This window comes from Mesorhizobium sp. B2-5-7 (assembly GCF_006440875.1).
In the GTDB taxonomy this organism is placed as follows: Bacteria; Pseudomonadota; Alphaproteobacteria; order Rhizobiales; family Rhizobiaceae; genus Mesorhizobium; species Mesorhizobium australicum.
The window spans coordinates 780344-803723 of record NZ_VFUO01000002.1 but is presented as its reverse complement, the minus strand read 5'-3'; the positions used below and the strand labels follow the sequence as shown (position 1 = coordinate 803723).

General features: G+C 64.1%; 23 protein-coding genes. 7 read left to right on the top strand and 16 right to left on the bottom strand.

Annotation, left to right across the window (positions count from 1 at the left end; translation table 11 throughout):
- Position 1 precedes the first annotated feature (1 nt).
- From FJ543_RS11365 to FJ543_RS11355, 3 genes are all read left to right on the top strand, one after another.
- Positions 2-991, top strand: coding sequence for an MDR family oxidoreductase (locus tag FJ543_RS11365; protein WP_140875104.1), 990 nt, complete (start codon positions 2-4; stop codon positions 989-991).
- Between the two features lie 144 nt (positions 992-1135).
- Positions 1136-3430: a PAS domain-containing hybrid sensor histidine kinase/response regulator gene (locus FJ543_RS11360; RefSeq protein ID WP_140875102.1), complete on the top strand. Its 2295-nt coding sequence runs from the start codon at positions 1136-1138 to the stop codon at positions 3428-3430.
- A gap of 241 nt (positions 3431-3671) precedes the next feature.
- On the top strand, positions 3672-4547 hold the full coding sequence (locus tag FJ543_RS11355) for a GNAT family N-acetyltransferase (RefSeq protein WP_041163320.1): 876 nt from the start codon (positions 3672-3674) through the stop codon (positions 4545-4547).
- Between the two features lie 86 nt (positions 4548-4633).
- Here the strand turns inward: FJ543_RS11355 and FJ543_RS11350 are convergent, their stop codons facing one another.
- Together FJ543_RS11350 and grpE are read right to left on the bottom strand one after the other, a co-directional pair.
- The gene (locus FJ543_RS11350; RefSeq protein ID WP_140787891.1) at positions 4634-5266 is read right to left on the bottom strand and encodes a trimeric intracellular cation channel family protein; all 633 of its coding nucleotides are present in this window, start codon (positions 5264-5266) and stop codon (positions 4634-4636) included.
- 103 nt (positions 5267-5369) lie between these two features.
- The gene (gene grpE, locus FJ543_RS11345; RefSeq protein ID WP_015315702.1) at positions 5370-6002 is read right to left on the bottom strand and encodes a nucleotide exchange factor GrpE; all 633 of its coding nucleotides are present in this window, start codon (positions 6000-6002) and stop codon (positions 5370-5372) included.
- Between the two features lie 238 nt (positions 6003-6240).
- Between grpE and FJ543_RS11340 the strand changes: the two genes are divergently transcribed.
- Together FJ543_RS11340 and FJ543_RS11335 are read left to right on the top strand one after the other, a co-directional pair.
- Positions 6241-6441, top strand: coding sequence for a hypothetical protein (locus FJ543_RS11340; protein WP_023781176.1), 201 nt, complete (start codon positions 6241-6243; stop codon positions 6439-6441).
- An 89-nt stretch (positions 6442-6530) separates the two neighbouring features.
- Positions 6531-7553, top strand: coding sequence for a fatty acid desaturase (locus tag FJ543_RS11335; RefSeq protein WP_140618886.1), 1023 nt, complete (start codon positions 6531-6533; stop codon positions 7551-7553).
- A 45-nt stretch (positions 7554-7598) separates the two neighbouring features.
- Here the strand turns inward: FJ543_RS11335 and FJ543_RS11330 are convergent, their stop codons facing one another.
- From FJ543_RS11330 to cysG, 6 genes are all read right to left on the bottom strand, one after another.
- The gene (locus tag FJ543_RS11330; RefSeq protein WP_140787889.1) at positions 7599-8219 is read right to left on the bottom strand and encodes a DJ-1/PfpI family protein; all 621 of its coding nucleotides are present in this window, start codon (positions 8217-8219) and stop codon (positions 7599-7601) included.
- Positions 8220-8368: 149 nt separating this feature from the next.
- On the bottom strand, positions 8369-8902 hold the full coding sequence (locus FJ543_RS11325; RefSeq protein ID WP_140875100.1) for a DUF934 domain-containing protein: 534 nt from the start codon (positions 8900-8902) through the stop codon (positions 8369-8371).
- Between the two features lie 169 nt (positions 8903-9071).
- Entirely contained in the window at positions 9072-9836 is a 765-nt protein-coding gene (locus FJ543_RS11320; protein WP_023770638.1) for a phosphoadenylyl-sulfate reductase, read from the bottom strand.
- Positions 9811-11481, bottom strand: coding sequence for a nitrite/sulfite reductase (locus tag FJ543_RS11315; RefSeq protein WP_140875098.1), 1671 nt, complete (start codon positions 11479-11481; stop codon positions 9811-9813). Before FJ543_RS11315 ends, FJ543_RS11320 begins: the two co-directional genes overlap by 26 nt.
- A 45-nt stretch (positions 11482-11526) precedes the next feature.
- Positions 11527-11820, bottom strand: a complete 294-nt coding sequence (locus FJ543_RS11310; RefSeq protein ID WP_140875096.1) for a DUF2849 domain-containing protein — start codon at positions 11818-11820, stop codon at positions 11527-11529.
- Positions 11817-13265: a siroheme synthase CysG gene (gene cysG / locus FJ543_RS11305; protein ID WP_140875094.1), complete on the bottom strand. Its 1449-nt coding sequence runs from the start codon at positions 13263-13265 to the stop codon at positions 11817-11819. The genes FJ543_RS11310 and cysG overlap by 4 nt, the downstream gene beginning before the upstream one ends.
- A gap of 379 nt (positions 13266-13644) precedes the next feature.
- On the opposite strand from cysG, the gene FJ543_RS11300 reads away from it, so the two are divergent.
- Positions 13645-14094 (top strand): host attachment protein, encoded by a 450-nt coding sequence (locus FJ543_RS11300; protein WP_015315693.1) that lies wholly within the window; start codon positions 13645-13647, stop codon positions 14092-14094.
- Positions 14095-14317: 223 nt separating this feature from the next.
- On the top strand, positions 14318-16102 hold the full coding sequence (locus tag FJ543_RS11295; RefSeq protein ID WP_140875092.1) for a cation:proton antiporter: 1785 nt from the start codon (positions 14318-14320) through the stop codon (positions 16100-16102).
- A gap of 95 nt (positions 16103-16197) precedes the next feature.
- On the opposite strand, the gene FJ543_RS11290 is transcribed toward FJ543_RS11295, so the two are convergent.
- From FJ543_RS11290 to FJ543_RS11255, 8 genes are all read right to left on the bottom strand, one after another.
- Positions 16198-16950 carry an SDR family oxidoreductase gene (locus tag FJ543_RS11290; RefSeq protein WP_140661696.1) on the bottom strand — a complete coding sequence of 251 codons (753 nt, stop codon included), beginning with the start codon at positions 16948-16950 and terminating at the stop codon, positions 16198-16200.
- Positions 16951-17028: 78 nt separating this feature from the next.
- Positions 17029-19302 (bottom strand): transglycosylase domain-containing protein, encoded by a 2274-nt coding sequence (locus FJ543_RS11285; protein ID WP_140875090.1) that lies wholly within the window; start codon positions 19300-19302, stop codon positions 17029-17031.
- Positions 19303-19560: 258 nt separating this feature from the next.
- Positions 19561-20475 carry a hypothetical protein gene (locus tag FJ543_RS11280; RefSeq protein ID WP_015315689.1) on the bottom strand — a complete coding sequence of 305 codons (915 nt, stop codon included), beginning with the start codon at positions 20473-20475 and terminating at the stop codon, positions 19561-19563.
- Positions 20476-20500: 25 nt separating this feature from the next.
- Positions 20501-20647: a hypothetical protein gene (locus FJ543_RS11275; RefSeq protein ID WP_015315688.1), complete on the bottom strand. Its 147-nt coding sequence runs from the start codon at positions 20645-20647 to the stop codon at positions 20501-20503.
- A gap of 25 nt (positions 20648-20672) precedes the next feature.
- Positions 20673-20927: a GlsB/YeaQ/YmgE family stress response membrane protein gene (locus FJ543_RS11270; RefSeq protein WP_015315687.1), complete on the bottom strand. Its 255-nt coding sequence runs from the start codon at positions 20925-20927 to the stop codon at positions 20673-20675.
- Positions 20928-21034: 107 nt separating this feature from the next.
- Positions 21035-21238, bottom strand: a complete 204-nt coding sequence (locus FJ543_RS11265; protein ID WP_023770648.1) for a hypothetical protein — start codon at positions 21236-21238, stop codon at positions 21035-21037.
- Between the two features lie 13 nt (positions 21239-21251).
- Positions 21252-21872: a ribonuclease D gene (locus FJ543_RS11260; RefSeq protein WP_140875088.1), complete on the bottom strand. Its 621-nt coding sequence runs from the start codon at positions 21870-21872 to the stop codon at positions 21252-21254.
- 78 nt (positions 21873-21950) lie between these two features.
- A complete protein-coding gene (locus tag FJ543_RS11255; protein ID WP_140875086.1) occupies positions 21951-23336 on the bottom strand; it encodes a M20/M25/M40 family metallo-hydrolase in 1386 nt (461 codons plus the stop codon).
- Between the last annotated feature and the right edge of the window lie 44 nt (positions 23337-23380).

The following is a 23380-nucleotide window of genomic DNA, read 5'->3' as shown; positions in this document are numbered from 1 at the left end:
GATGACCGAAACCTTCAAAGCCATCCTCGTCTCGCGCGATGCCGAGAAAAAGCAGTCGGTCGCCGTGACCGATCTCACCGACGCCGATCTGATGGAGGGCGACGTCACCATCGCGGTCGAGGCAACGACGGTGAACTACAAGGATGGACTGGCGATATCGGGCAAGGCGCCGGTGATCCGTCGATGGCCGCTGGTGCCGGGCATCGACCTTGCCGGGACCGTCATCTCCTCTTCCAATCCCGACTGGCGCAAGGGCGACAAGGTCATCCTGAATGGCTGGGGCGTTGGCGAAACCCATTTCGGCGCCTATGCCGGGCGCGCCCGCGTCAAGGGCGACTGGCTGGTGCCCCTGCCGGAGGGCATGAGCGCGCATGATGCCATGGCGGTCGGCACCGCCGGCTACACGGCCATGCTCTGCGTCATGGCGCTGGAGCGGCACGGCATCCTGCCTGAGCGCGGACCTGTCGTGGTGACGGGTGCTGCGGGCGGCGTCGGTTCGGTCGCGGTCTCGATCCTGTCCAGCCTCGGCTACCATGTCATCGCGTCGACCGGCCGCAACGCCGAAAGCCCCTATCTGATCAACCTCGGCGCCGCCGAGGTGATATCGCGCGACGAGCTCAACCAGCCCGCCAAGCCGTTGGCCAAGGAGCGCTGGGCCGGCGGCATCGATTCGGTCGGCAGCCACACGCTGGCCAATGTGCTGTCGATGACCTCCTATGGCGGCGCGGTCGCGGCCTGCGGCCTGGCCGGCGGCATGGATTTTCCGTCGAGTGTCGCCCCCTTCATCCTGCGCGGCGTCTCCCTGCTCGGCATCGATTCGGTGATGGCGCCGAAAGCCGTGCGCCTCGAGGCCTGGCGGCGCATCGGCTCCGATCTCGATGTGGACAAGCTCGCCAGCCTGTCCACGACCATCGGCTTCGACGGCATCATCGGTGCGGCACACGACATCGTCGACGGCAAGATCCGCGGCCGCGTCGTCGTCGACATGTGACCCGGTTCAGGGGTGGCAGGCGCCGGGCGGAATTGCCACATTGGCTGGCAAATCCGTCGCCGCCGGGCCAAAAACGCCCGATCCGCTAAAATTCGAACGATCCCCCGCAATTTTCCATAATCTCTGTCTGGCAAAGGATTTCGCATGATCGCGGAATCCGACAGCCAACAGGCCGACGCCGGCGACGACATCGATGCGGCATCGGTGCAACCGCCGGTATCGGCGCGGCGGTTTATCGCCGCGCCGCCGCTTGTCCCTGATCAGCAACCGGCCAAGCGCGAAGGCCTGCCGATCCTGACCTTCGTTGCCGTCATGCTGCTGGCCGGCCTCTCATCCCTGACGGGGGCGCCAGTCTTCATCAGCCTTGCCTTGCTGGCAACCGGCCTTGCTGGCCTGGCCATGCATCTGCGCGCCAGACGCAGCGTACGCCGCACTGCCGTCCTGCTCGACGAAACCACCGCCCGTAACCGCGCCGAGATCGAGACGCTGGCCGACCGCATGTGGGAGATGCAGGAAAGCGAGGAGCGCTTTCGCGGTCTCATCGACGCGCTCGGCGATCTCGTCATCCATCGCGACCGCGACGGCTACATCGTCTACGCCAACAAGGTGTTCGCCGACCTCGTCGAAACCGATCCGCGCGATCTTGCCGGCAAGACGTTGGCCGAACTCGGCATCGAGGTCGGTATCGTTCCCGATGCGGCTTTCTCGGATCATGAATGCCTGAGTTCCACCGACGTTGCCATCCGCACGCCGACGGGCCCGCGCTGGTTCTCCTGGATCGAGCTGTCGGTGCGCGAAAAGGACAGCGGTGCCGTTTCGCATCGCGCCATCGCCCGCGACATCACAGCACGCAAGCGCGCAGAGTCGTCCATGATCACCGCGCGCGAGCGGGCCGAATTCGCGAGCCAGGCCAAGTCGCGCTTCCTCGCCACCGTCAGCCATGAGATCCGCACGCCGATGAACGGCATCATGGGCATGGCCAGGCTGCTCGCCGACACCAGCCTTTCGCCGGAGCAGCAGACCTATGTCGGCGCCATCTCGACCTCGGCCAGCGCCTTGCTTGCCCTGATCGAGGACCTGCTCGACTATTCCAAGATCGAGGCTGGACGCTTCGATCCTGAACCGCAGCCCATGTCGGTGCGCGAGATCGCCGACAACATCATCGAATTGATGGCCGCGCGCGCCTTCGCCAAGAATATCGGCCTCGGCTGCCATGTCGAACCGGATGTGCCGCAATTGATCACCGCCGATCCGGGCCGGGTCAGGCAGGTGCTGCTCAACCTCATCGGCAACGCCATCAAGTTCACCGACAGTGGGGGCGTGCTGGTCAGCGTCGCGCGCGCCCGAACCGAGACCAGCGACCGCATCTGCTTCACCATCGCCGATACCGGTCCCGGCCTGCGCGACGAGGACATGGAGCGCATCTTCGAGGAGTTCGAGCAGGCCGACGGCACCTCGACGCGCACGCATGGCGGTGCTGGACTGGGACTTGCCATCTCCAAGCGCCTGGTGGCCGCAATGGGCGGCACGATTTCGGTTTCCAGCCGGCTTGGCCAGGGATCGGAATTCGTCTTCGAGATTCCCGCCACATCAGCCACCGAGCCGCCGCAGGGCCGGTTGAACGCGCTTGCCGGGCGACGCGCCGTGATCGTCTCCAAGAACACCGTCGAGGCCGACGCCATCGCCCGCACCATCCGCTCCAATGGCGGCGCGGCCGGAATCGCCACCACCGTGGCTCAGGCCGCATCCTTTGCCGACGGCTGCGACGTGCTTCTGGTCGACGCGGCCATGGAAGAGAGTGACGGAAGGCTGCTCAAGCGGCTTCGCCAGCATGGGTTTTCCGATTGCGAAGCCGTCACGCTGATCGCACCCACCGACCGCGGCATGCTGGGCGAGTTTCGTGCCAGCGGCTACGCGACTTTCCTTGCCCGGCCAGTGCGCGGAGGAACACTTTTGCGTGTCCTTTTGAGCAGCCACGCACCGGTCCTGGCCCAGCCGCAGCCGGAAAAACGCCGCGCACCGGCGCTTCGTGCCTCAGGCGAACGCCAGCAGGGCCTGTCCGTGCTGATCGCCGAGGACAACGACATCAATGCCATGCTGGCCCGCGCGACGCTGTTGAAGGCCGGGCATCGCGTCAAGGTGGTCGGCAACGGCAAGGCCGCCGTCGAGGCGGTCACCGGTGCCGGCCACAAGCACCGCTTCGACGTGGTGCTGATGGATCTTCATATGCCCGTCATGGACGGACTGGACGCCATTGCCGCGATCCGCCGCCATGAAGAGGAGGCCTCCGTGCCGCCGGTGCCGATCATGGTGCTGTCGGCCGACAGCCAGGAAAAGACCCGCCATGCGGTGCTCGCCCACGGCGCCAGCGGCTTCGTCACCAAGCCGCTCGACCCCGATGCGCTGGTCAGTGCCGTCGAGGGCCAGGTCGCCGCTTGAGCCAGCTTTTTCCGGGGTGCGTGGCTGGTCAAGGCCGCCAAAAACCAGCCCATTTTCGGCGCCCGCGAACGCGACGCGCCTGGGGTCTTGTGACGCAACGTAGCCGGTTGACCGTTTTCGCCAGCCGACGAAGTATTGCCCGCGACGCCGTATCACGGTACTGTCACAATCCTGTTGCACCTACACCGTATCCCCGTGCCGAGAGGGATGGCTCGAAGGAGAATCACTCGTGCATACAGTTATGCCGGAATGTGACACTCGGCCGAACGCCAGCAGCGCCTTGCTCGCCGGACGTAATGTCGATTCCGTCATAAAGGGCGCGGCGCTCGGCCGTATCGGCAATCTCGAAGTGCGGCTCGCCCGCAACGAGGCCGAAATCGCGGCCGCGCAGGAAGTGCGTTACCGTGTATTCTATGACGAGCTTGGCGCCAGGAAGGATCTGTTCCAGGCGCAGGACCGCCGCGACGCCGACCGCTTCGACCCGCTCTGCGACCATCTGCTCGTCCTCGACACCACGCTTTCCGGCCCTGAGCACCGCCGTATCGTCGGCACCTATCGCTTGCTGCGGCAAGAAATCGCGGCAACCGCCGGAGGCTTCTATTCCGAAGGCGAATTCGAGCTGACCAAGCTCATCGCCCGCCATCCCAGCCAGCGTTTCCTTGAACTCGGCCGTTCCTGCGTCTTGCCGGAATACCGTTCGAAGCGCACCATCGAAGCGCTATGGCAAGGCATCTGGGCGTACATCAATCACTACGAGATCGGGGTGATGACCGGCTGCGCCTCGTTCCATGGCACCGTGCCGGCCGCGCATGCGGAGGCGCTCACCTATCTTGCCCATCACTGCCGCACCAACTCGGCCTGGGACGTGCGCGCTGTGTCGGGGCGCTATTGCTCCATGGATCTGATGCCGATCGAGGCGGTGAACACCAAGGCGGCGATCGCGGCGATGCCGCCTCTGGTCAAGGGCTATCTGCGGGTCGGCGCTCGCATCGGCGATGGTTGCGTCATCGACCGCGAATTCTCCACGGTCGACATTTTCGTCGTGATGCCGGTCAAGGAGATCGGTGCCCGCTACGTCAACTATTATGGCGGGGAAGCGCAGCGCTTCGCCGCGTGAGCGATTAGTCAGTAGTCAGTAGTCAGTAGTCAAGACGACACGATTCGCGCTTCGGCGACTACTGACCACTCCCCTACTCCCTCTCCTCACGGAATGTCTTCCGGCCGCCGGCCGGGCCGGCTCTTGTAGGCTGGAAAGGTCCAGCCGAAACGGAGCGCGCCGCCGCGCACGGCGAACGCCGCGGCGAAGCCGGCCAGCTCTGAAACGATCGGCGGCAATCCTGTGACGTCGCCAGCCGTGAAGATGGCAGCGCCCGTGAGAGCGGCCGTAACATAGATTTCCGGCCTCAGCAGCACCGAGGGTTCGCCGGCCAGCAGATCGCGCAGGATGCCGCCGGACGTGGCGGTGAGCACGCCGGTGATGACGGAGACGACTGGAGAACCGGTAATGGCCAGTCCTTTGGCCGCACCCATCACCGAAAAAGCGGCTAGCCCGATGGCGTCGAGCCAGAGCAGCCATTTCCAGCGGGATTCGATACGGTGCGCGGCAAAGAAAACCAGCACAGCGACCGCCGCGCAGATCAGCACGTAGCTGGAGTTGGCGACCCAGAAAACCGGCAGATTGAGGATGACGTCGCGAAGCGTGCCGCCGCCGATGCCGGTGACGCTGGCCAGGAACAGGAAGCCGATAATGTCGAGCTGTTTGCGCGACGCCGCCAACGCCCCCGTCGCCGCGAAGACCGCAACGCCGGCATAGTCGAGGAGGGCGATCGGGTTCATGGAGTGAGTAGTGAAGTAGTCAGTAGTGAATGGCAATTGGCGAAGCAGGCGCCTACCCGGCCCAGTCCTTGCTACTCACAACTCTCTATCGCTACCCCACTAATCACGCATCCTTCTCGGCCTGCTCATTGACCGGCCCTGGCTCGACCGGCGCGTCGGCGGCGATTTTCGGACCACCCTTGGCGACGCCGACCATGGCCGGGCGCAGCACCCGCTCGCCGATCGAATAGCCCGGCTGCACGACCTGGACCACGGTGTTGGCCGGAACATCGGGATTGGGCACTTCAAACATTGCCTGGTGGAAATTGGGATCGAACTTCTCGCCCTCGGGAGCGAGTTTCTTGACCCCATGCCGCTCCAGCGCCGACAGCATGGCGCGCTCGGTCAGGTCGACGCCTTCGATCAGCGCCTTGAAGCCGGCATCCCCCGATGCCTTGGCCTCGGCCGGAATGGCATCCAGGGCGCGGCGCAGATTGTCCGACACCGACAGCATGTCGCGGGCGAAATTCGCCACCGCATAAGTGCGCGCGTCATGCACGTCGCGCGCGGTGCGGCGGCGCAGGTTTTCCATCTCGGCCGCGACCCGCAGCGCGCGGTCCTTCAGTTCTTCATTTTCCTTCAGCAGCCGTACAAGCGCTTCGTAGTCGCCATCGGTGCTGCCTTCCGTGCGCTCGGCATTGGCCTCGGCCGCCTCGGCTTCATTGGGCGTGCGTTCGTCTTTTGCCTGGTCGCTCATCGCCGTTTCCCGTCATCTCGAATGGTATGGATTTTGTGCCCGATATCGAGGTTCGCAGGCCAAAAATCAAGGGGAAAGAGACCGCAGGCGCCTGCGACCCGACCAGGAAAGCACGGTGGGGACGCTTCGATTTTAATTCAAATTTTACCGTACTTGCCGGCTTTGCTTGCCACGAGGCGGTGATGCGGGAACCATTCCGCTGCTGGGGGAGTTTCGGAGCCGACGCAGGATTTTTGAAATGATGACCCGCAACAAGCTTGAAAAAGGAGAAAGGCTCGCTGCGGAGGTTCGGCGCCAGTTCGGCGCCGAGGCAGTGACGCGCTTTCTGCGCACCTTGCCAGCCTTCCGCATCGAACCTGACATCCCGGACCGGTTTGAGCAATTGCTCGAGCATCTCGACCGGGTCGAGGATGGCGACGCCGGCTGGCGACGGCAGTAGGACCGCCCGGGCTTTACGCGACAATTACGCACAGTAACTTTGCGTGATCATTGGCTTGCGGTGGCGGCACACCCTGCCTATGCTTCCTGATGAACATGATTTCCCCCGAGGCAGCTGCCAACAGCAAGCGCGCCTGGCTCAAGATCCTGGCGCGCTACAAGAAGCCTGACAGGCGGCGTAGCACACTCGAACTCGCCATCACCCTCATTCCTTTCGCCACTCTGTGGGCTCTGTCTTCCGCTGCCTATGCCTATGGTCATTGGTGGGGACTGGTGCTGATCCTGCCCGCGGCCGGCTTCCTGGTGCGGATTTTCATGATCCAGCACGATTGCGGCCATGGCTCCTTCTTTGCCAATCGCATTGCCGATGACTGGATCGGCCGCGCGCTGGGCATCCTGACGCTGACGCCCTACGACTGCTGGCGGCGTGCCCATGCCACCCATCATGCCAGCGCCGGCAATCTCGACGAACGCGGCATGGGCGACATCAGGACGCTGACCGTCGCCGAATACCGGCGGATGTCCTGGCGGGGTCGCCTGGCTTATCGCCTCTACCGTCATCCCCTGGTGATGTTCGGCCTGGGGCCGATCTGGCTGTTCATCTTCTCGCAAAGGCTGCCTATCGGCATGATGCGTGGCGGCCTGACGCCCTGGGTGTCGTCAATGACCACCAATCTTGGCATCGCGCTTGCCGCGGCCATCCTCATCTGGGTCATCGGCCCCGGCGCGTTCCTGATCGTCCATCTGCCGATCGTCATTCTCGCCGGTTCGGCCGGCATCTGGCTGTTCTATGTCCAGCACCAGTTCGAGGAGACCGAATGGGCGAAGGATGAGGAATGGGAGTTCCAGCGCGCCGCCCTGCACGGCTCGTCCTATTACGACCTCCCGCCGGTGCTGAACTGGTTCACCGGCAATATCGGCGTTCACCACGTCCACCACCTCTCCGCCAAGGTGCCCGGCTACCGGCTGCAGGAAGTGCTGCGGGATTATCCCGAGTTGCGCGGCATCGGCCGCGTCACGCTCCTCGAGAGCCTGCGCTGCGTCAAACTGGCCTTGTGGGACGAAAGCAGCCACAAACTGGTGTCGTTCCGCGAAGCGCGGATGGCGGCGTAGAGCATACCGCCGCGCCAGCGCGCGGCGGTATTTCCCAAACCTTTCTCAGGCCGCTTGCCGCTCGTCGCGCATCAGGATCTGGCCATGGCGGATCTCCGTGCCCAGCACCTTCAGGCATTCGCGGATGAAATTGGACAGGCCCGGCCAGCCCTTGGCCGAAACGAGATTGCCGTCGACATGGGCTCCATTCGGCGCGACGTCGATATAGATGCCGCCGGCCAGCGTGACTTCCGGCTCGCAATAGTGAAGAGCCGCCACTTCCCTGCCCCGCACCACGCCGTCGACCGCGATCAGGATCTGCACGCCATGGCAGATGGTGAAGATCGGCTTGCCTGTCTCATGGAAGTGCCGCACCAGCGTCTGCACGCGCTTGTCGATACGGATGTATTCGGGACCGCGCCCGCCCGCCGCGTAGACGGCATCGTACTGGGCCGGATCCACCTCGGAAAACGTCTTGTTGAGGATGTAATCGTGTCCGGGCTTCTCGGTGTAGGTCTGGTGGCCCTCGAAATCGTGCAGCGATGTCTTCAGCACATCGCCCGCCTTCTTGTCCGGGCAAACGACATGCACGGTATGGCCGACGGCATGCATGGCCTGTTCAAAGACGAAAATCTCGTATTCCTCGCTGAACTCGCCAACGAGCATCAATATCTTCTTGCCAGCCATTCCCGGTTCCTCCCTTTGTGGCCATTTATTTCGGGTTGCGAAATAACAGCGATATCCTAAGAGCAAGATGCCGGGAGGAAAAGCGCAAATCGCACAATTGGTACGACCAGTTTTTGGAGTAGAGGCCTTCGACCTTGCTAGAAAAAGCGTCAGCTGTTGCGAAGGCGCCGCCAGGAATATTTCGGTCCCTTGGTCTCCGTTATGGCGGCCGGCTGGTAATAAAGCCCCAACCCGCCGGTGCGGCCTTCTTCCAGGCGCTTCATGAGCACTGGATTCGAGATCTCGAATTCATCGAAGCCAAGCCGCAGCATGTGCGGCAACGGGTCGACCAGGACCTGCCCGGTGGCACGCAACGCGCCCGTGAAATGATAACGGCTGCGCAGCAGTTCGCCCTTGGAGAAGGAGCGGCCGTCGCCGAAAGCCGGGAAGGCCAGCGCCACCAGCGACAGCTGGTCGAGCAGGTCGGCGATCTTCTCGAGCTGGTCGCCGGGCTGCAGCACGACGCCGAGCCGCTCCTTCGCCGAGCGGCGCACCTCCGGGTCGAGATCGAGGAACGCCTGCAGCGGCAGGATGAATCGGCCATTGCCGGAAAGCGCGTCGGCGCTCTCGGCATGGCTCCACTCGTCCTCGCGAAAACCCTCCGGGGTCCAGAGCCGGGTCTCCGGTGTCGTCAGTCCAGTCATCAAAATTCCTAAAATTCGAAGAGCTCGAGCGTGTGTTGAAATTCAGGTCAGGCTGTGTCGAAAACGGCGGCTTGCGAGAACCGGAGCGGAACGTACTTGCAGTCCGTGAGCACCGGAAGCGCAGGAAGCCGCCGTTTGCAGCCCGGCCTCACCTGAATGGCAACATACCCTATAGTGATGCGTCGGTCAGCGACACTTCCAGTCCCGACAGGTGAATGCCGCACTCGGTCTTGGCGTGGCCGGCCCAGCGGCCGCTGCGCGCATCCTCGCCCGGCTGCACCGGCTGCGTGCAGGGAAAGCAGCCAATCGACAGATAACCATAGGCGACCAGCGGGTTTTCGCGCAGCGCATGCGCGCGCATGTAGTCGGCCTGGTCCGACGTCGTCCAGTGCGCCAGCGGATTGATGCGGATGCGAGGGCCGACCGCCTCGAACACCGGAAGTGCGGCCCGTGTCGAGGCCTGGAAGCGTTTGCGGCCCGTGAACCAGGCGCGAAAGGGTGCGACGCCACGTGCCAGCGGCTCGACCTTGCGCACGTCGCAGCAGGCATCGGTGTTGTTCTGGTGCAGATTGCCGGTCGGGTCGATCCGTTCGAGCGCCGCCTCGTCCGGCTTGATCACCCGGATGTTGGTCAATCCGAAATCGGCGACCAGCGCGTCGCGATAGCCGAGCGTCTCCTCGAAATGCTTGCCGGTATCGAGGAAGATGACCGGCAGCGTGCGGTCGATCTTGGCGATCATATGCAGCAGCACCGCCGAATCCGCGCCGAACGAAGACACGGCGGCGATCTCGTCGTGAAACAGATCGTTGGCCGATCGTTCGATGATCTCGATCGGGCTGAGATGACCGTAGAGCGCGTCAAACCCCGCCGCTTTGGCGGCGATGCCGTCATCGACATCGGCAATATGGTCAAGCGGCCTTGGCTTCGCCAGCATAGAGCGCCTCCTTGAACGGCGCGGGACCGACACGGCGGTAGGCGTCGATGAATTTTTCCTGCGGGTTGAGCCGAAGGCCGAGATAGGTGTCGACGATCTGCTCGATGGCGTCGGTGATTTCTTCCGAAGAGAAGCCACGGCCGATGATCTCGCCGACCGAAGTGTTCTCGTCGGCCGAACCGCCCAATGTCACCTGGTAGAGTTCGGAGCCCTTCTTCTCGACACCGAGGATGCCGATATGGCCGACATGGTGGTGGCCGCAGGCATTGATGCAGCCGGAGATCTTCAGCTTCAATTCGCCGATCTCGCGCTGCCGCTCCAGCGAGGCGAAGCGGCGCGAGATTTCCTGTGCGATCGGGATCGAGCGTGCCGTCGCCAGCGCGCAATAATCGAGGCCCGGGCACGAGATGATGTCCGAGATCAGGTTGGAATTAGCCGTCGCCAGCCCGATGTCGACCAGCGCGTCATAGACCGCCTTGAGGTCGGCACGCGCCACATGCGGCAGGATCAGGTTCTGCTCGTGGCTGACGCGAAGCTCGTCGAAGGCATATTTCTCGGCAATGTCGGCGACCGCTTCCATCTGGCTGTCGGTCGCATCGCCCGGCACCTCGCCGATACCCTTGAGCGAGATCGTCACCGCCGCGTAGTCGGGGTGGCGGTGCGTCACCACGTTCTGGTCGAGCCAGTCCGAGAAGCCCTTGGAATCCAGCCGCGCCACCTTGACGGCAGCGTCGCCGTCCGGCCGCCCGGTCAGCGCCGGCGGTGCGAAATAAGCCTCGATTGCGCGGATGTCCGCCTCGGGCAGCTTCAGCTCCGCGTCCTTCAATTCCTGCCACTCGGCCTCGACCTGCCGGGTGATTTCCTCGGCGCCGGTCTCGTGGACCAGGATCTTGATGCGCGCCTTGTACTTGTTGTCGCGGCGGCCATAGAGATTGTAAACACGCAGGACCGCCGTGCAGTAGGAGAGAAGGTCGGCTTCGGGCAAGAAGTCGCGGATCTTCCTCGCCACCATCGGCGTGCGGCCCTGGCCACCACCGACATAGACGGCGAAGCCGAGTTCGCCGGCGGCGTTCTTCTTCAGGTGCAGGCCGATATCGTGCGTCTGGATGGCGGCACGATCGCGCTCGGCTCCTGTCACCGCGATCTTGAACTTGCGCGGCAGGAACGAGAATTCCGGATGCACCGAGGACCACTGCCGCAGGATTTCCGCATAGGGACGCGGATCGGCGACCTCGTCGGCGGCAGCCCCGGCAAAATGATCGGCGGTGACATTGCGGATGCAGTTGCCGCTGGTCTGGATGGCGTGCATCTCCACGCTGGCCAGGTCCGCCAGAATCGCTGGAATGTCCGACAGCGCCGGCCAGTTGAACTGGATGTTCTGGCGCGTGGTGAAATGGCCGTAGCCCTTATCGTATTTGCGGGCGATGTGGCCGAGCATGCGCAACTGCTTGCCGTTCAGCGTGCCGTAGGGCACCGCGATGCGCAGCATGTAGGCGTGCAGCTGCAGATAGACGCCGTTCATCAGCCGGAGCGGCCGGAACTGGTCCTCAGTAATCTCGCCGGACAGCCGGCGCTCGACCTGGTCGCTGAACTCGGCGACGCGGGCCTGGACAAAATCGTGGTCGAACTCATCGTAACGGTACATGCTTCGTCTTTCAGGGCGCGTCCGCCCGTTCACCTGGTGTCCTGGCTATGCCGCCCGCTCGGCCTGCTTGCCGAGGTCGTTGCGGATGGTCGGGCCAGCGGCGCGGATCTTCTCGCGCAGCCGCACCGGCTCGACAACGCCGTCGACGATGTCCGCGTCGATCAGATTGACGTCGACCACTTCATTGTCGGCATGGGCCTTGGCGCCGATCGCCTCCAGCCGATCCTCGGCCGCCTTGTCGTGGGCAGGGTCCGCATGGTCCACCGTCTCGGCCCAGCCGCCATCGGCGTACCACACGGCAATGCCGTCGCCGAGGCGATTGGCGGTCAGTATCTTCATGGCTGAACTCCCTCGGCGGCTGCTACGGGCACGCTCTCGTGCCTGTGTGCCGCGAGCGGCTCGGACCGCTCGAAATTGGCGCCGGCGACGGCGTCGCCGATGATGGTCATGACCGGGCCCGACAGATCGGCGCGCGCTTCCAGCGACGGCAGGTCGGCAAGCGTGCCGTGGAAGCGTCGGCGATTCGCCAGGCTGGCATTCTCGACCACGGCGACCGCCGTGTCCGGCGACAAGCCCGCCTCGATCAGCCGGCCGGCAACTTCGGCCGCGACCGAGCGGCCCATGTAGACGGCAACGGTAGCGCCGGAAATCGCGAGCTTGGCCCAATCCGGCAGTGAATTGCCCTTGAGATCGTGGCCGGTGGTGAACACCATCGAGGAGGAAACGCCGCGCAGCGTCAACGGCAGTTCGAAATCGGCGGCAGCGGCAAAGGCCGCTGTGACGCCTGGAACCACCTCATAGGCAATGCCGGCGTCACGAAGCGCGGCCATCTCCTCGCCGGCGCGGCCGAACACCAGCGGATCGCCCGATTTCAGCCGCACGACGCGCTTGCCCTGACGACCGAGATCCACCAGCAACGCATTGATTTCGGCCTGGCTCTTGGTATGGCAGCCCTTGCGCTTTCCCACCGGCAGGCGCTCGGCATCGCGGCGGCCCATGGCGACGACCGCCTCCGGCACCAGCGCGTCATGGACGATGACATCGGCCTCCATCAGCAGACGATGCGCCCGCAGGGTCAGGAGGTCCTCGGCGCCGGGACCGGCGCCCACCAGGGCGATGTGGCCGCGAATGGGCGCGTCGGACAACAGCAGATCGGTGGCGGCTTCGCGCGCCTGGGAAAATTCGCCGGCCTCGACGGCGCGTGCTGGCGCTCCGCCGAAGAAGTCGCTCCAGAAACGGCGACGTACATTGCCCCTGGGCAATCTCTCGGCGGCATTGCGGAACGACGCCGCAAGCGCTGCCAGTGGCCCGAGCGAGGGCGACAGCATGCGGTCGATGCGGCTGCGCAGCATCTGGGCAAGCACGGGGCCCGCGCCTTCGGTACCGATCGCCACGGCGACCGGTGCGCGGTTGACCAGCGCCGGAGTAAAGAAATCACAGAGGTCCGGCCGGTCGACGGCATTGACGGGAATGCCCAGCCGGCGCGCGTCGGCGGCGACGCGACGGTCGAGCGCCTCGTCGCCGCTGGCGGCAAACACCATCACGGCGCCTTCAAGCTGCGAAGCATCATACGCGCCGGGCATATGGTTCGCGCCCGTCTCGGCGATGAAGGCCAACAGATCCGGTTCGGCATCCCCAGCGATGATGTGCAGGACCGCGCTCGACTGGGCGATCAGCCGCGCCTTGGCCAAAGCCTCCTCGCCGCCCCCGACAATGGCCACGGCTTCGCCCTCGACCCGCATGAAGACGGGGAAGGCGTTGAGCTTGGTGGTGGCTTGCGACATGACAAAGCAGATCCGGGGACAGGGTCGCAGTTTTACGCCCAAGCGCAAAAAAGCAGAAGCAAAGCACTCGCGCATCCGGTGATGGCAGGCAATCGCTTTTCCGCAACCGCGAAGGGCGGGAGAAAAATATTCCATGCCCACGCACCGGGAGCGCCCGGGCTGCTGAAACGCGCCTTGATTTCAGGCACTTTTAGCTGCCGGCGACCGATCCCACAAAACAGTTTTTTCTAATTTCTACCAATTCAGTAGATTAAGTCGTCCGGTGGTGATTTCGTCTTCAGCGCCTGTCTGCACGGCCACTCGGTCCTCCCTTCGGGTGGAACGTTGACGGGTCAAAATGCGTTCCCGGTATAGCCACCACTCAACAAGGAGCGTCCCTATGAACACGATCAAACTGAAGCATGGCATTTGGGTTTTGGTGGCCGACGGCGAAAAGGCGCTCCTGCTCAAGAACGCCGGCGACACCAAGTTTCCCAACCTTGAAGTCGTGCAGGTGATGGAACAGGAGAACCCGCCCACACGCGAACAGGGAAGCGACAGCCCCGGTCGATACAATGACGGCCCATCCGTGCATCGCAGCGCGGTCGAGGAGACCGACTGGCATCGCATCGGCAAGGAACGCTTCGCCGAGGAGATTGCCGCCCGCCTCTACAAGCTTGCACATGAGGGTGCATTCGACAGCCTTGTGCTTGTCGCCCCGCCCATGGTGCTCGGCGCGATGCGCAAGAAGCTGCATAAGGAGGTTGGCGACAAGGTGACGGCCGAAATCCCGAAGACCATGACCAACCACGCCATTTTCGAGATCGAGGCGTTGCTGCAGGCAGCCTGACCACGCGCGGCGAAGGCGCCTATCGGGTCGCAGCACGGTCGCCACTGATCCCAGGCACCTGACCGGCAGTCACTCAGCTGCCGGTCAGATTTTTGCCGTCTCGACGTTGATTCGCGGCTTTGCGGGTTGCATCGCCGACACCCCGTCCACCATATTGCAAACAGGCGGCGGCTTAGGGCGGCGCATATCCGACATCGCTGGCTTGAAAGGCGCTCCATAGACAATGCCGCATGACACGCCCCTTATCGCCACCATCGTCGCCGGTCTGGGGCTGGCTTTCGTCTTCGGCGCCCTCGCCAATCGGTTCCGCATTCCGCCACTGGTCGGCTATCTCGTAGCCGGCGTGCTGGTTGGGCCGAACACACCCGGTTTTGTCGCCGACGCCGGCCTTGCCAACGAATTGGCCGAAATCGGCGTCATCCTCCTGATGTTCGGCGTCGGCCTGCATTTTTCGCTGAAGGACCTTCTGTCGGTCCGCGCCATTGCCGTGCCGGGCGCCATTGTCCAGATCGGCTTTGCCACGGCGCTCGGCGCCGGGCTGTCCTGGATGCTCGGCTGGTCGATGGGGGCGGGCGTGGTGTTTGGCCTGGCGCTATCGGTCGCCTCGACCGTGGTGCTGCTGCGCGCGCTTCAGGAACGCCGCTTGATCGAGACCGAGCGCGGCCGCATCGCCGTCGGCTGGCTGATCGTCGAGGATCTGGCCATGGTGCTGGCGCTGGTGCTGTTGCCGGCCCTTGCCGGCGTACTCGGCGGCCAGGAACAGGCCGAGGCCCATTCGAGCGGCCTGCTGGCGCTGCCGGCCAGTTACGGCATCTGGGGTGTCGTCGGCATCACGCTGGCGAAGGTCGCCGCCTTCGTCGTCGTCATGCTGGTGGTTGGCCGCAGGGTCATTCCCTGGATCCTGCACTATGTCGCCCATACCGGGTCGCGCGAACTGTTCCGTCTCTCGGTGCTGGCAATAGCGCTCGGCGTCGCCTTCGGCGCGGCAAAACTGTTCGGCGTCTCGCTGGCGCTGGGCGCCTTCTTCGCCGGCATGATCATGAGCGAATCCGAGCTCAGCCACCGCGCCGCGGAAGAATCGCTGCCGCTGCGCGATGCCTTCTCGGTGCTGTTCTTCGTCTCCGTCGGCATGCTGTTCGACCCCCTCAGCCTGTTCAGCAACGGCCTGCCGATCCTGGCGACGCTGGCCATCATCGTCATCGGCAAGTCGCTGGCGGCGTTCGTCATCGTCGTCGCCTTCGGCTATCCGCTGGCCACGGCCTTGATGATTTCGGCCAGCCTCGCCCAGATCGGCGAATTCTCGTTCATCCTGGCCGAACTCGGCGTCGGGCTGAAGCTTCTGCCCGAACAGGGACGGGACCTCATCCTGGCCGGCGCCATCCTGTCGATCGTGCTCAACCCGCTGATGTTCCTGGTCATCGATTGGATGAAGCCGTGGCTCGAGGCCCGCGCTGCCAGGACGGCGCCGCCGGCGGACGCCAAGCCGGTTGGTCCTGCGACGGAACCGGGCCATGTCGCCTCGGTCGCCGTGGCATCCAAAAAGGAAGACGGCCCGCCACCAAGGACGGTGCTCACCGGTCATGCCATCCTGATCGGCTACGGCCGCGTCGGCGGCCTCGTCGGCGCCGCGTTGAAAGAAGCAGCACGGCCTTTCCTGGTCATCGAGGATGCTGACAAGACGCTGGCGAAGCTGAAAGCAGACGGCATCGAAACCGTCGCCGGCAACGCCGCCAACGCCGAAGTCTTCGCCGCCGCAAATCCCGAAGGCGCCACGCGGCTGATCCTTGCCATTCCCAACGCGTTCGAGGCCGGCCAGATCGTGCTGCGGGCACGCGCCGCCAATCCCAACATCAACGTCGTCGCCCGCGCCCACTCCGACGCCGAGGTCGAGCATCTCAAGGGGCTCGGCGCCGATACGGTGATCATGGGCGAACGCGAGATCGCGCGCGGCATTGTCGAAGAGGTGCTTGGCCACAAGCCGCGGGTCGCTGAACCGTCCGCTGCCTGAGCCGGCGCTGCCCACAGGCGCGTTGATCAAGCCACGAATGAACTGCGAAGGCTGTTGTCACCCTGGCCAGATGAGCGGGCCTTGGCTCGACCAGTTCACACGTGCTGGCCGCCATTGATGTGGATTTCCGAGCCGGTCACGTAGGACGCTTGGCTCGAGCACAGGAAGAAGATGATGTCGGCGACCTCAGCCGTGGTGCCCAGGCGCCGCAGTGGGATGGTCTCGACGATTTTTTCCGTACCCGGCGACAGGATCGCGGTGTCGATCTCGCCTGGCGCGATGGCGTTGACACGGATGCCGTGCGGGCCGAAATCATGCGCCATCTCGCGCGTCAGTGAGCCGAGCGCGGCCTTCGACGTCGCATAGGCGGTGCCGGCGAAGGGATGCACGCGGGTGCCGGCGATCGACGTCACATTGACGATCGAGCCCTTGGCCGCCGCCAATTCCTTGAACAGGCCGCGCGCCAGCATGATCGGCGCGAAGAAATTGACCTGGAACACGTCGCGCCAGACATGCATCGGCGTGTCGATCGAGTTCATGCGGCTGTTGCCGTCCTTGAGCTTGGGCGAAATGCCTGCATTGTTGACCAGCGCGTGCAACTGGCCACCATGTGCTTCCAGCCGATGGCGGATTTCCGAGACCGCGATGCCGACATCCTCCTGGTCGGCGAGATCGACCTTGATGTGATCTTCCGGCCCTGCCGGCCACGGGCAATCCTCGGCAAAGGCCTGGCGTGAGCAGGTGATGACGCGCCAGCCCTCGCGCGAAAAGCGCTTGACAGTGGCATGGCCGATACCGCGGCTGGCGCCGGTCAGCACGATGGTTTTTCTGGTGTCGGTCTCGGTCATGTCGCGGTCTCCGGGCTGGACATGTAGCCGAATGCCGCCGAGGTGGCGAGAGGCGGATTGACGCCGCCAGCCGGCTGCTCAGCCGCCGCCAAGGATATCCAGGATCGACGTCTGCCGTTTCTTGAGCCGACCGCCGACGCTGCCTGGCGGCACCGGATGTCCGACCGAAGCGGTGGTGCCGTCATCCGCCGGCATATCGAAGCCATCGGCATCGACGGTCTGGGCAGGCCGCGCCGCACGGACCGGCCCTGGCGTCGCCTGTGCCGCGGCCTGCGCGGCTGGCGCCTGCTGGCCGACGGACGCCGACGGAACCGGTGCCGGCTGGTTGTTGCTGGCAGAGGGAATCTCGTCGGGGACGATGGTGTCGGCCGGCGTCGATTTCCAGGTGCCGGGCAGCGGCCGCACCGGCACGCCCTCATGCGCGGCGACCATGAATTCGTGCCAGGCCTGCGCCGGCAGCGCGCCGCCGGTGACCTTCTTCATCGCCGTGCCGTCATCATTGCCGAACCATACGCCGGTGGTCAGATTGGCGGTGTAGCCGACGAACCAGGCGTCGCGCGAATTCTGGCTGGTGCCGGTCTTGCCGGCCGACGGCCAGGCGAAAGCCGCCTTCCTGGCGGTGCCGACCTCGACCGTGCCGGTCATCATCGAATTCATCATGCCGACGATCTCGGGCTTGATCACGCGCGGTGCGCTGCCGCCGGCGCTGTCGTAGAGCACCTTGCCGTCTGACGTCGTCACGCGGCGGATGAAATGGATGTCCGGCTTGTAGCCGCCATTGGCGAAGGGCACATAGGCCGAAGTCAGCTCCAATGGCGTCACTTCCGAGGTGCCGAGCGCGATGGAGGTGTTGGCCTGCAGGTCGGACTGGATGCCCATGCGGTGCGCGGCTTCCACCACCGCGTTCGGGCCGACTTCCATGGTCAGCTGCGCGGCAACCGAGTTCAGCGATTTTGCCAGCGCTGTCGCCAAGGTGACCTTGCCAAAGTACTTGCCGCCGTAATTGTCCGGCGTCCAGTTGCCGATCTTGATCGGCGCATCGTTGCGGATGCTGTCAGGCGTGCGGCCGGCCTCAAGTGCCGCCATATAGACAAACGGCTTGAACGCCGAGCCCGGCTGCCGGCGCGCCTCCGAGGCACGGTCGAACTGGCTGGTCGAATAGTCGTAGCCGCCGACCATGGCGCGTACCGCGCCGGAATCGTCGATCGATACCAGCGCGCCCTGGGTGACGTTGAGCTTCTTGCGGCTGTCGTCGATCAGCCGGCGTATCGACTTTTCGGCAAGTTTCTGCAGGTTCAGGTCCACGGTAGAATCGATGACGATATCGCCGCGCACGTCGCCGATCAGGTCGGGCAATTCTTCCATGATGGTGTCGGCGACATAGTTTTCCGAACCGGTCCAGTAGGATGGCGAGCGCGTCGCCGGTGCGCTGAGCGCCGTTTTCAACTCTTTCTCGCTGATCTTGCCCTCCTCGCGCATGGCGCCGAGCACCAACTGCGAACGCTCCTCGGCGGCCTTGGGATCGCGCGCCGGCGACAGCCGCGAGGGCGCCTTCAAGAGGCCGGCAAGCAGGGCGGCTTCGGACAGCGTGACGTCGCGCGCGCTCTTGCCGAAATAGCGCCGCGAGGCCGCCTCGACGCCATAGGCGCCGGAGCCGAAATAGACCCGGTTGAGGTACATTTCGAGGATCTGGTCCTTGCTGTGCTTGTGCTCGAGCCATAGGGCCAGCAGCACCTCCTGCACTTTACGCTCCAGTGTACGGTCCGGCGTCAGGAACAGGTTCTTGGCCAATTGCTGCGTCAGCGTCGAACCGCCTTGCGAGAAATGCCCGCCGATGAGGTTGGTGACCATGGCGCGCGACAGGCCGATCGGATCGACACCGAAATGCGAATAGAAACGGCGGTCCTCGATGGCGATCACCGCCTCGGGAATATAGGCGGACATTTCGTGCAGGCCGACCGCCTCGCCGCCGCTCATGCCGCGATTGGCCAGCAATTGTCCATCGGCCGAGACGATCTTGATGTTGGGCGCTCGATCGGGGATCGACCAGGTCGTGGCCGCCGGCATCTTGGCGCCGTAGTAGATGACGACGCCGGCCACGGCGATGCCACCCCAGATGGCGAGCACAAAGCACCAGTAGAACAGCCGGCCGAGCACGCCGAACAGCCCGCGCCCGCCTCCGCCGCGCCTCCCCCGCGGCGATTTCGCCTTCGATGATTTGCGTTTGGCGGAGGCTTTGCGGTTGCTCGGCACGACGCGGTCCTCCTCGCTCACCGAAAGACCCGTCTGGGATCTCGCTCGCGGCGGTCCCTCGAAGCTGGGCTCGATGCGACTGTCTCTGCGGTTCGCCATGCGCTGCGCTTGATGTCCCCGGTGCCAATGGCGCTCGGGTTGAAGAGTAGATGCGGCGATTTAAGGGCGGGTTAAGCAGGCCTTCGGCCAAACCTCTGAATTCCGTTAGGAATTTGTTAATCCTCTTCTCTCCGAAGCCTGGCTCGATCCCCGAGCCTGCCGTTCCGACAATCGACGCCGGCGGATAGAAGGCCAGCGCCTGCTCCTCGCAGGTGACCGCAACGACATTGTTCGAGCGGTCGACGGACCCCGATCCTTCTAGATCGGCTCGAACTTCACATCCAGATGGTCAGGACCCGCAGCTTGCCGCAACAAGGCGACAAGTTGTTCGCGCCTGTCAACCGGCTGCCTTCGCCAGTTCGAGGCATTGGTTACATGCAGCCAGCCGTCGACCGACATGAAGAAATCCTCGTGCTCGTCATCGCCCTCGCCGCAGCGCAGCAACTTGTTCTCGGTAAATCTGACCAGCGCCTGGTCGATCGTGCGGTAGAGCAGCGGCCAGTTGCCGCCACCCGAGTCCATACGGAATTTGTAGCTCGGCGCGAAATCCAGCCGCTGCCGCAACAGGCTTCCGTCGAAAAAACAGAAGGCGGGCCACAAGAACCAGCCGCCCGGCGTCGGAGTGTCGCGCCGGACACTGCCGTAAACGCTCTTGCCCTTCAGCCGGTCGCGGATTGAAAAAGATTCCGTCGGAAAGATGTCATGGTCGATGAAGCCGAAGACCTTCGGGGCCAAGCCGGTCATGAAATTGCGCACGATCCAGTTGAGCGCCTGGCCGTGCGATCTGCTGACCGTCAGCCTGTTCCTCGGCAACGCTACATAGGGGACGTGCTGGCGCAGGCAGAGGTCGCGGATGGCTTCCCTCGCCTCCTCCTTCTTGCTGTTGTCGAAGACGATATAGCTCTCGTGCTCGGCCAGGTGTCGGCGCACGAGGTGGATCTGCCATGCGATCACATCAGGCCGGTTGAAGGCAACGCTGGCGACGATCGCGTCACGGAACGATTGCTGTCGTCCCTGCAATTCGCTGACCGGCGCGGATGTCCTCAGGAAGCGAAAAGTCCGCCAGTAATAGCGCAGCAACGCCTCGCGTCGTGGCGGCCGGTTCAGCCTCTCCCATTCCGCCACGGTAATCCTGGGCCGCTCTCCGCTCTGCCACGCGTCGGAAGCCCCCATGTCACGCTCCTGGATCCCGGCGGGTTCAGTTCTGCTGGATTGAAATGCCCTTGTCGTCGATCTTGAGTTCGACGCCTTTCGGCCTGGCCTGCTCGCGGTAGACGTAGACGCCCAGCGCGACGACCACGACGATGAGCGCGCCAATGATGAGATAGAGCGTATTCTGCTTCATGGCGCGCCTTTTGTCGTGCCGAACCTCAGGCTCGTTTCAGCACCCTGACCAGAACCAAAAGGATGATGGCGCCGATCGTGGCGTGGATTATGGAGGCGATGATGCCACCGCCGATCGAGAAGCCGATGCGCGGAAACAACCAGCCGGCGATGAACGCGCCGATAATGCCGACGATGATGTTGCCGATCAGGCCGAAGCCGAAACCCGAAACGATGAGACCGGCGAGCCAGCCGGCGATGGCACCGATGAGGATGAAGACGAGAAGGCTTTCGACACCCATGGCGGGTTCCTCCGTGCAAGAGGGCGGGTGCGGAGCGGAAGGCTCCGAATCGGCCCGATATCAACGGCTTCAGGCTAGTCGAAAGCAGCCGGCCTCGCCAGCGGCGCTCACTGGTCGTCGTCGTCGCTGGCAGCGGGCCGCCAGCTGGTCGGCTCGACCTTCTTCTGGGTATGGCTGTCGGTGTAGACCCACCAGCCGCCGTCGCGGTATTGCGCTATGGATTCATTGAGGACGCCGTCGCTGTCCTTCCAGGTGACGGTGACCTTGGAGCCGTCGGTCGGCGCGGTCGATATCGGCTTTCTGTCCGCCATCTCATCCCTTTTCTCAACTGTGAGCGAAGATATCCTCTTCGCCCCAGCCCATCAGGTCAAGCTTGGCCCGCGTCGGCAGGAAACGGAAACAGGCGTCCGCCTCCTTCGTCCGGCCCTCGCGCGCCAGCCGTCCCGCCAGCGCATCGCGCAAACGATGCAGATAGAGCACATCGGAGGCGGCGTATTCGAGCTGTTCGGGCGACAGCGTTTCGGCCGCCCAATCCGACGATTGCTGCGCCTTGGACAGACCGACGCCGAGAAGCTCGAAACAGATGTCCTTCAGCCCGTGCCGGTCGGTGTAGGTGCGCGTCAGCCGCGAGGCGATCTTGGTGCAGAACACCGGCTCGGCCATCACGCCAAACGCGTGGTAGAGCACGGCGAGGTCGAAGCGACCGTAGTGGAACAGCTTGGTCACCCTGTCGTTTGCCAGCAGCTTGACCAGGTTTGGTGCTTCCTTCTGGCCCGGCACGATCTGGATGACATCGGCGCTGCCGTCGCCAGGCGAGATCTGCACCACGCAGAGCCGGTCTCGGTGCGGGTTGAGGCCAAGCGTCTCCGTATCGATCGCCACCGCCGCGACATCGTAATGCGAAAGGTCGGGCAGATCGTTTTTATGGAAGCGGATATCGCTCATCGTTTTCTCCGGGTCGCGGCGTTACCCGTCCTCGCCGCGATCCAGTGAAAAATCAACAAGAAAACGTGTTTTCCGCGCTCAGCGTGTCAGCGCATCCAGAATGCGCGCCCAGGAGCGCTGGCCCTTGTGGAAGGAGCTAAGCTCGTATTTCTCGTTGGGCGAGTGGATGCGGTCGTCATCGAGGCCGAACCCGACCAGCAGCGATTCCATGCCGAGATAGGTCTGAAAGTCGCCCACCACCGGAATGGAGCCGCCGCTGCCGGTCGTCACCGCGGGCTTTGGCCATTCGTCGGAAAGCGCCATCTTGGCCTTGGCCAGGAAGGGGGAGTCGTAAGAGAGCTGGATTGCCGGTGAGCCGCCATGAGCATGGAATTCGACCGTACAATCGGCCGGGATGCGTTCCTTGACGAATTTCTGGAAGGCCGCGCGGATCTTGGCCGGATCCTGCTTGTGGACAAGGCGGAACGAGACCTTTGCCGAGGCCTCCGCCGCGATGACCGTCTTGAAACCCTTGCCGGTATAGCCACCGATGATGCCGTTGAATTCGGCGGTGGGTCGCGCCCAGGTCAGTTCCAGCACCGAGCGGCCTTTTTCGCCCGATGGGATCGACAAGCCGACAGGCCCAAGGAAGGTCTCGGCCGTCTCGCCCAGCGTCTCCCATGATTTCAGCACCTGCGAGGGGGTTTCCTCGACGCCGTCATAGAAGCCCGGGATGGTGATATGGCCGTCCTTGTCGTGGATGTCGGCCAGTACCTTGGCTAGGATGCGGATCGGGTTGGCGGCAGCCCCGCCATACAGGCCCGAATGCAGGTCGCGGTCGGCGGCCTTCACCGTGATCTCCTCGCCGACCAGACCGCGTAGCCCGACGCAGATCGACGGCGTGTCGCGGTCCCACATGCTGGTATCGCAGACCAGCGCGAAGTCGGCCTTGAGCTCCTCGGCATTGGCCTCGAGGAACGGCTTCAGCGAGGGCGAGCCGGATTCCTCCTCGCCTTCGAACAGGATGGTGACCCGGCACGGCAGGCTGCCGTGCACCTGTTTCCAGGCACGGCATGCCTCGACGAAGGTCATCAGCTGGCCCTTGTCGTCGGCCGAGCCACGCCCGGTGATGATCTTGTGACCAGGTCCCACCTCCTTGATCGCGGGGGCGAAGGGATCGTTTTCCCACAATTCGATCGGGTCGACCGGCTGCACGTCGTAGTGGCCGTAGAACAGCACATGCGGCGCGCCAGCCGGCCCATCATGATGCGCAACCACCATGGGGTGGCCGGGCGTGTCGCGCACACTGGCGTCGAAGCCGATCAGTTTGAGTTCCGCCACCAGCCATTCCGCCGCCTTGCGGCAGTCGGCGGCGTAGGCTGGATCGGTGGAGATCGACTTGATCCCGAGCAGGCCGAAGAGCCGTTCCAGGCTCTGGTCGAGATTCTTGTCGAGACGGTTGAGGACGGGGGAGACTGCGGACATTTGCAATAGCCTTTCGGTTCAGTGTCGGAACCGTAAAGGCAGAG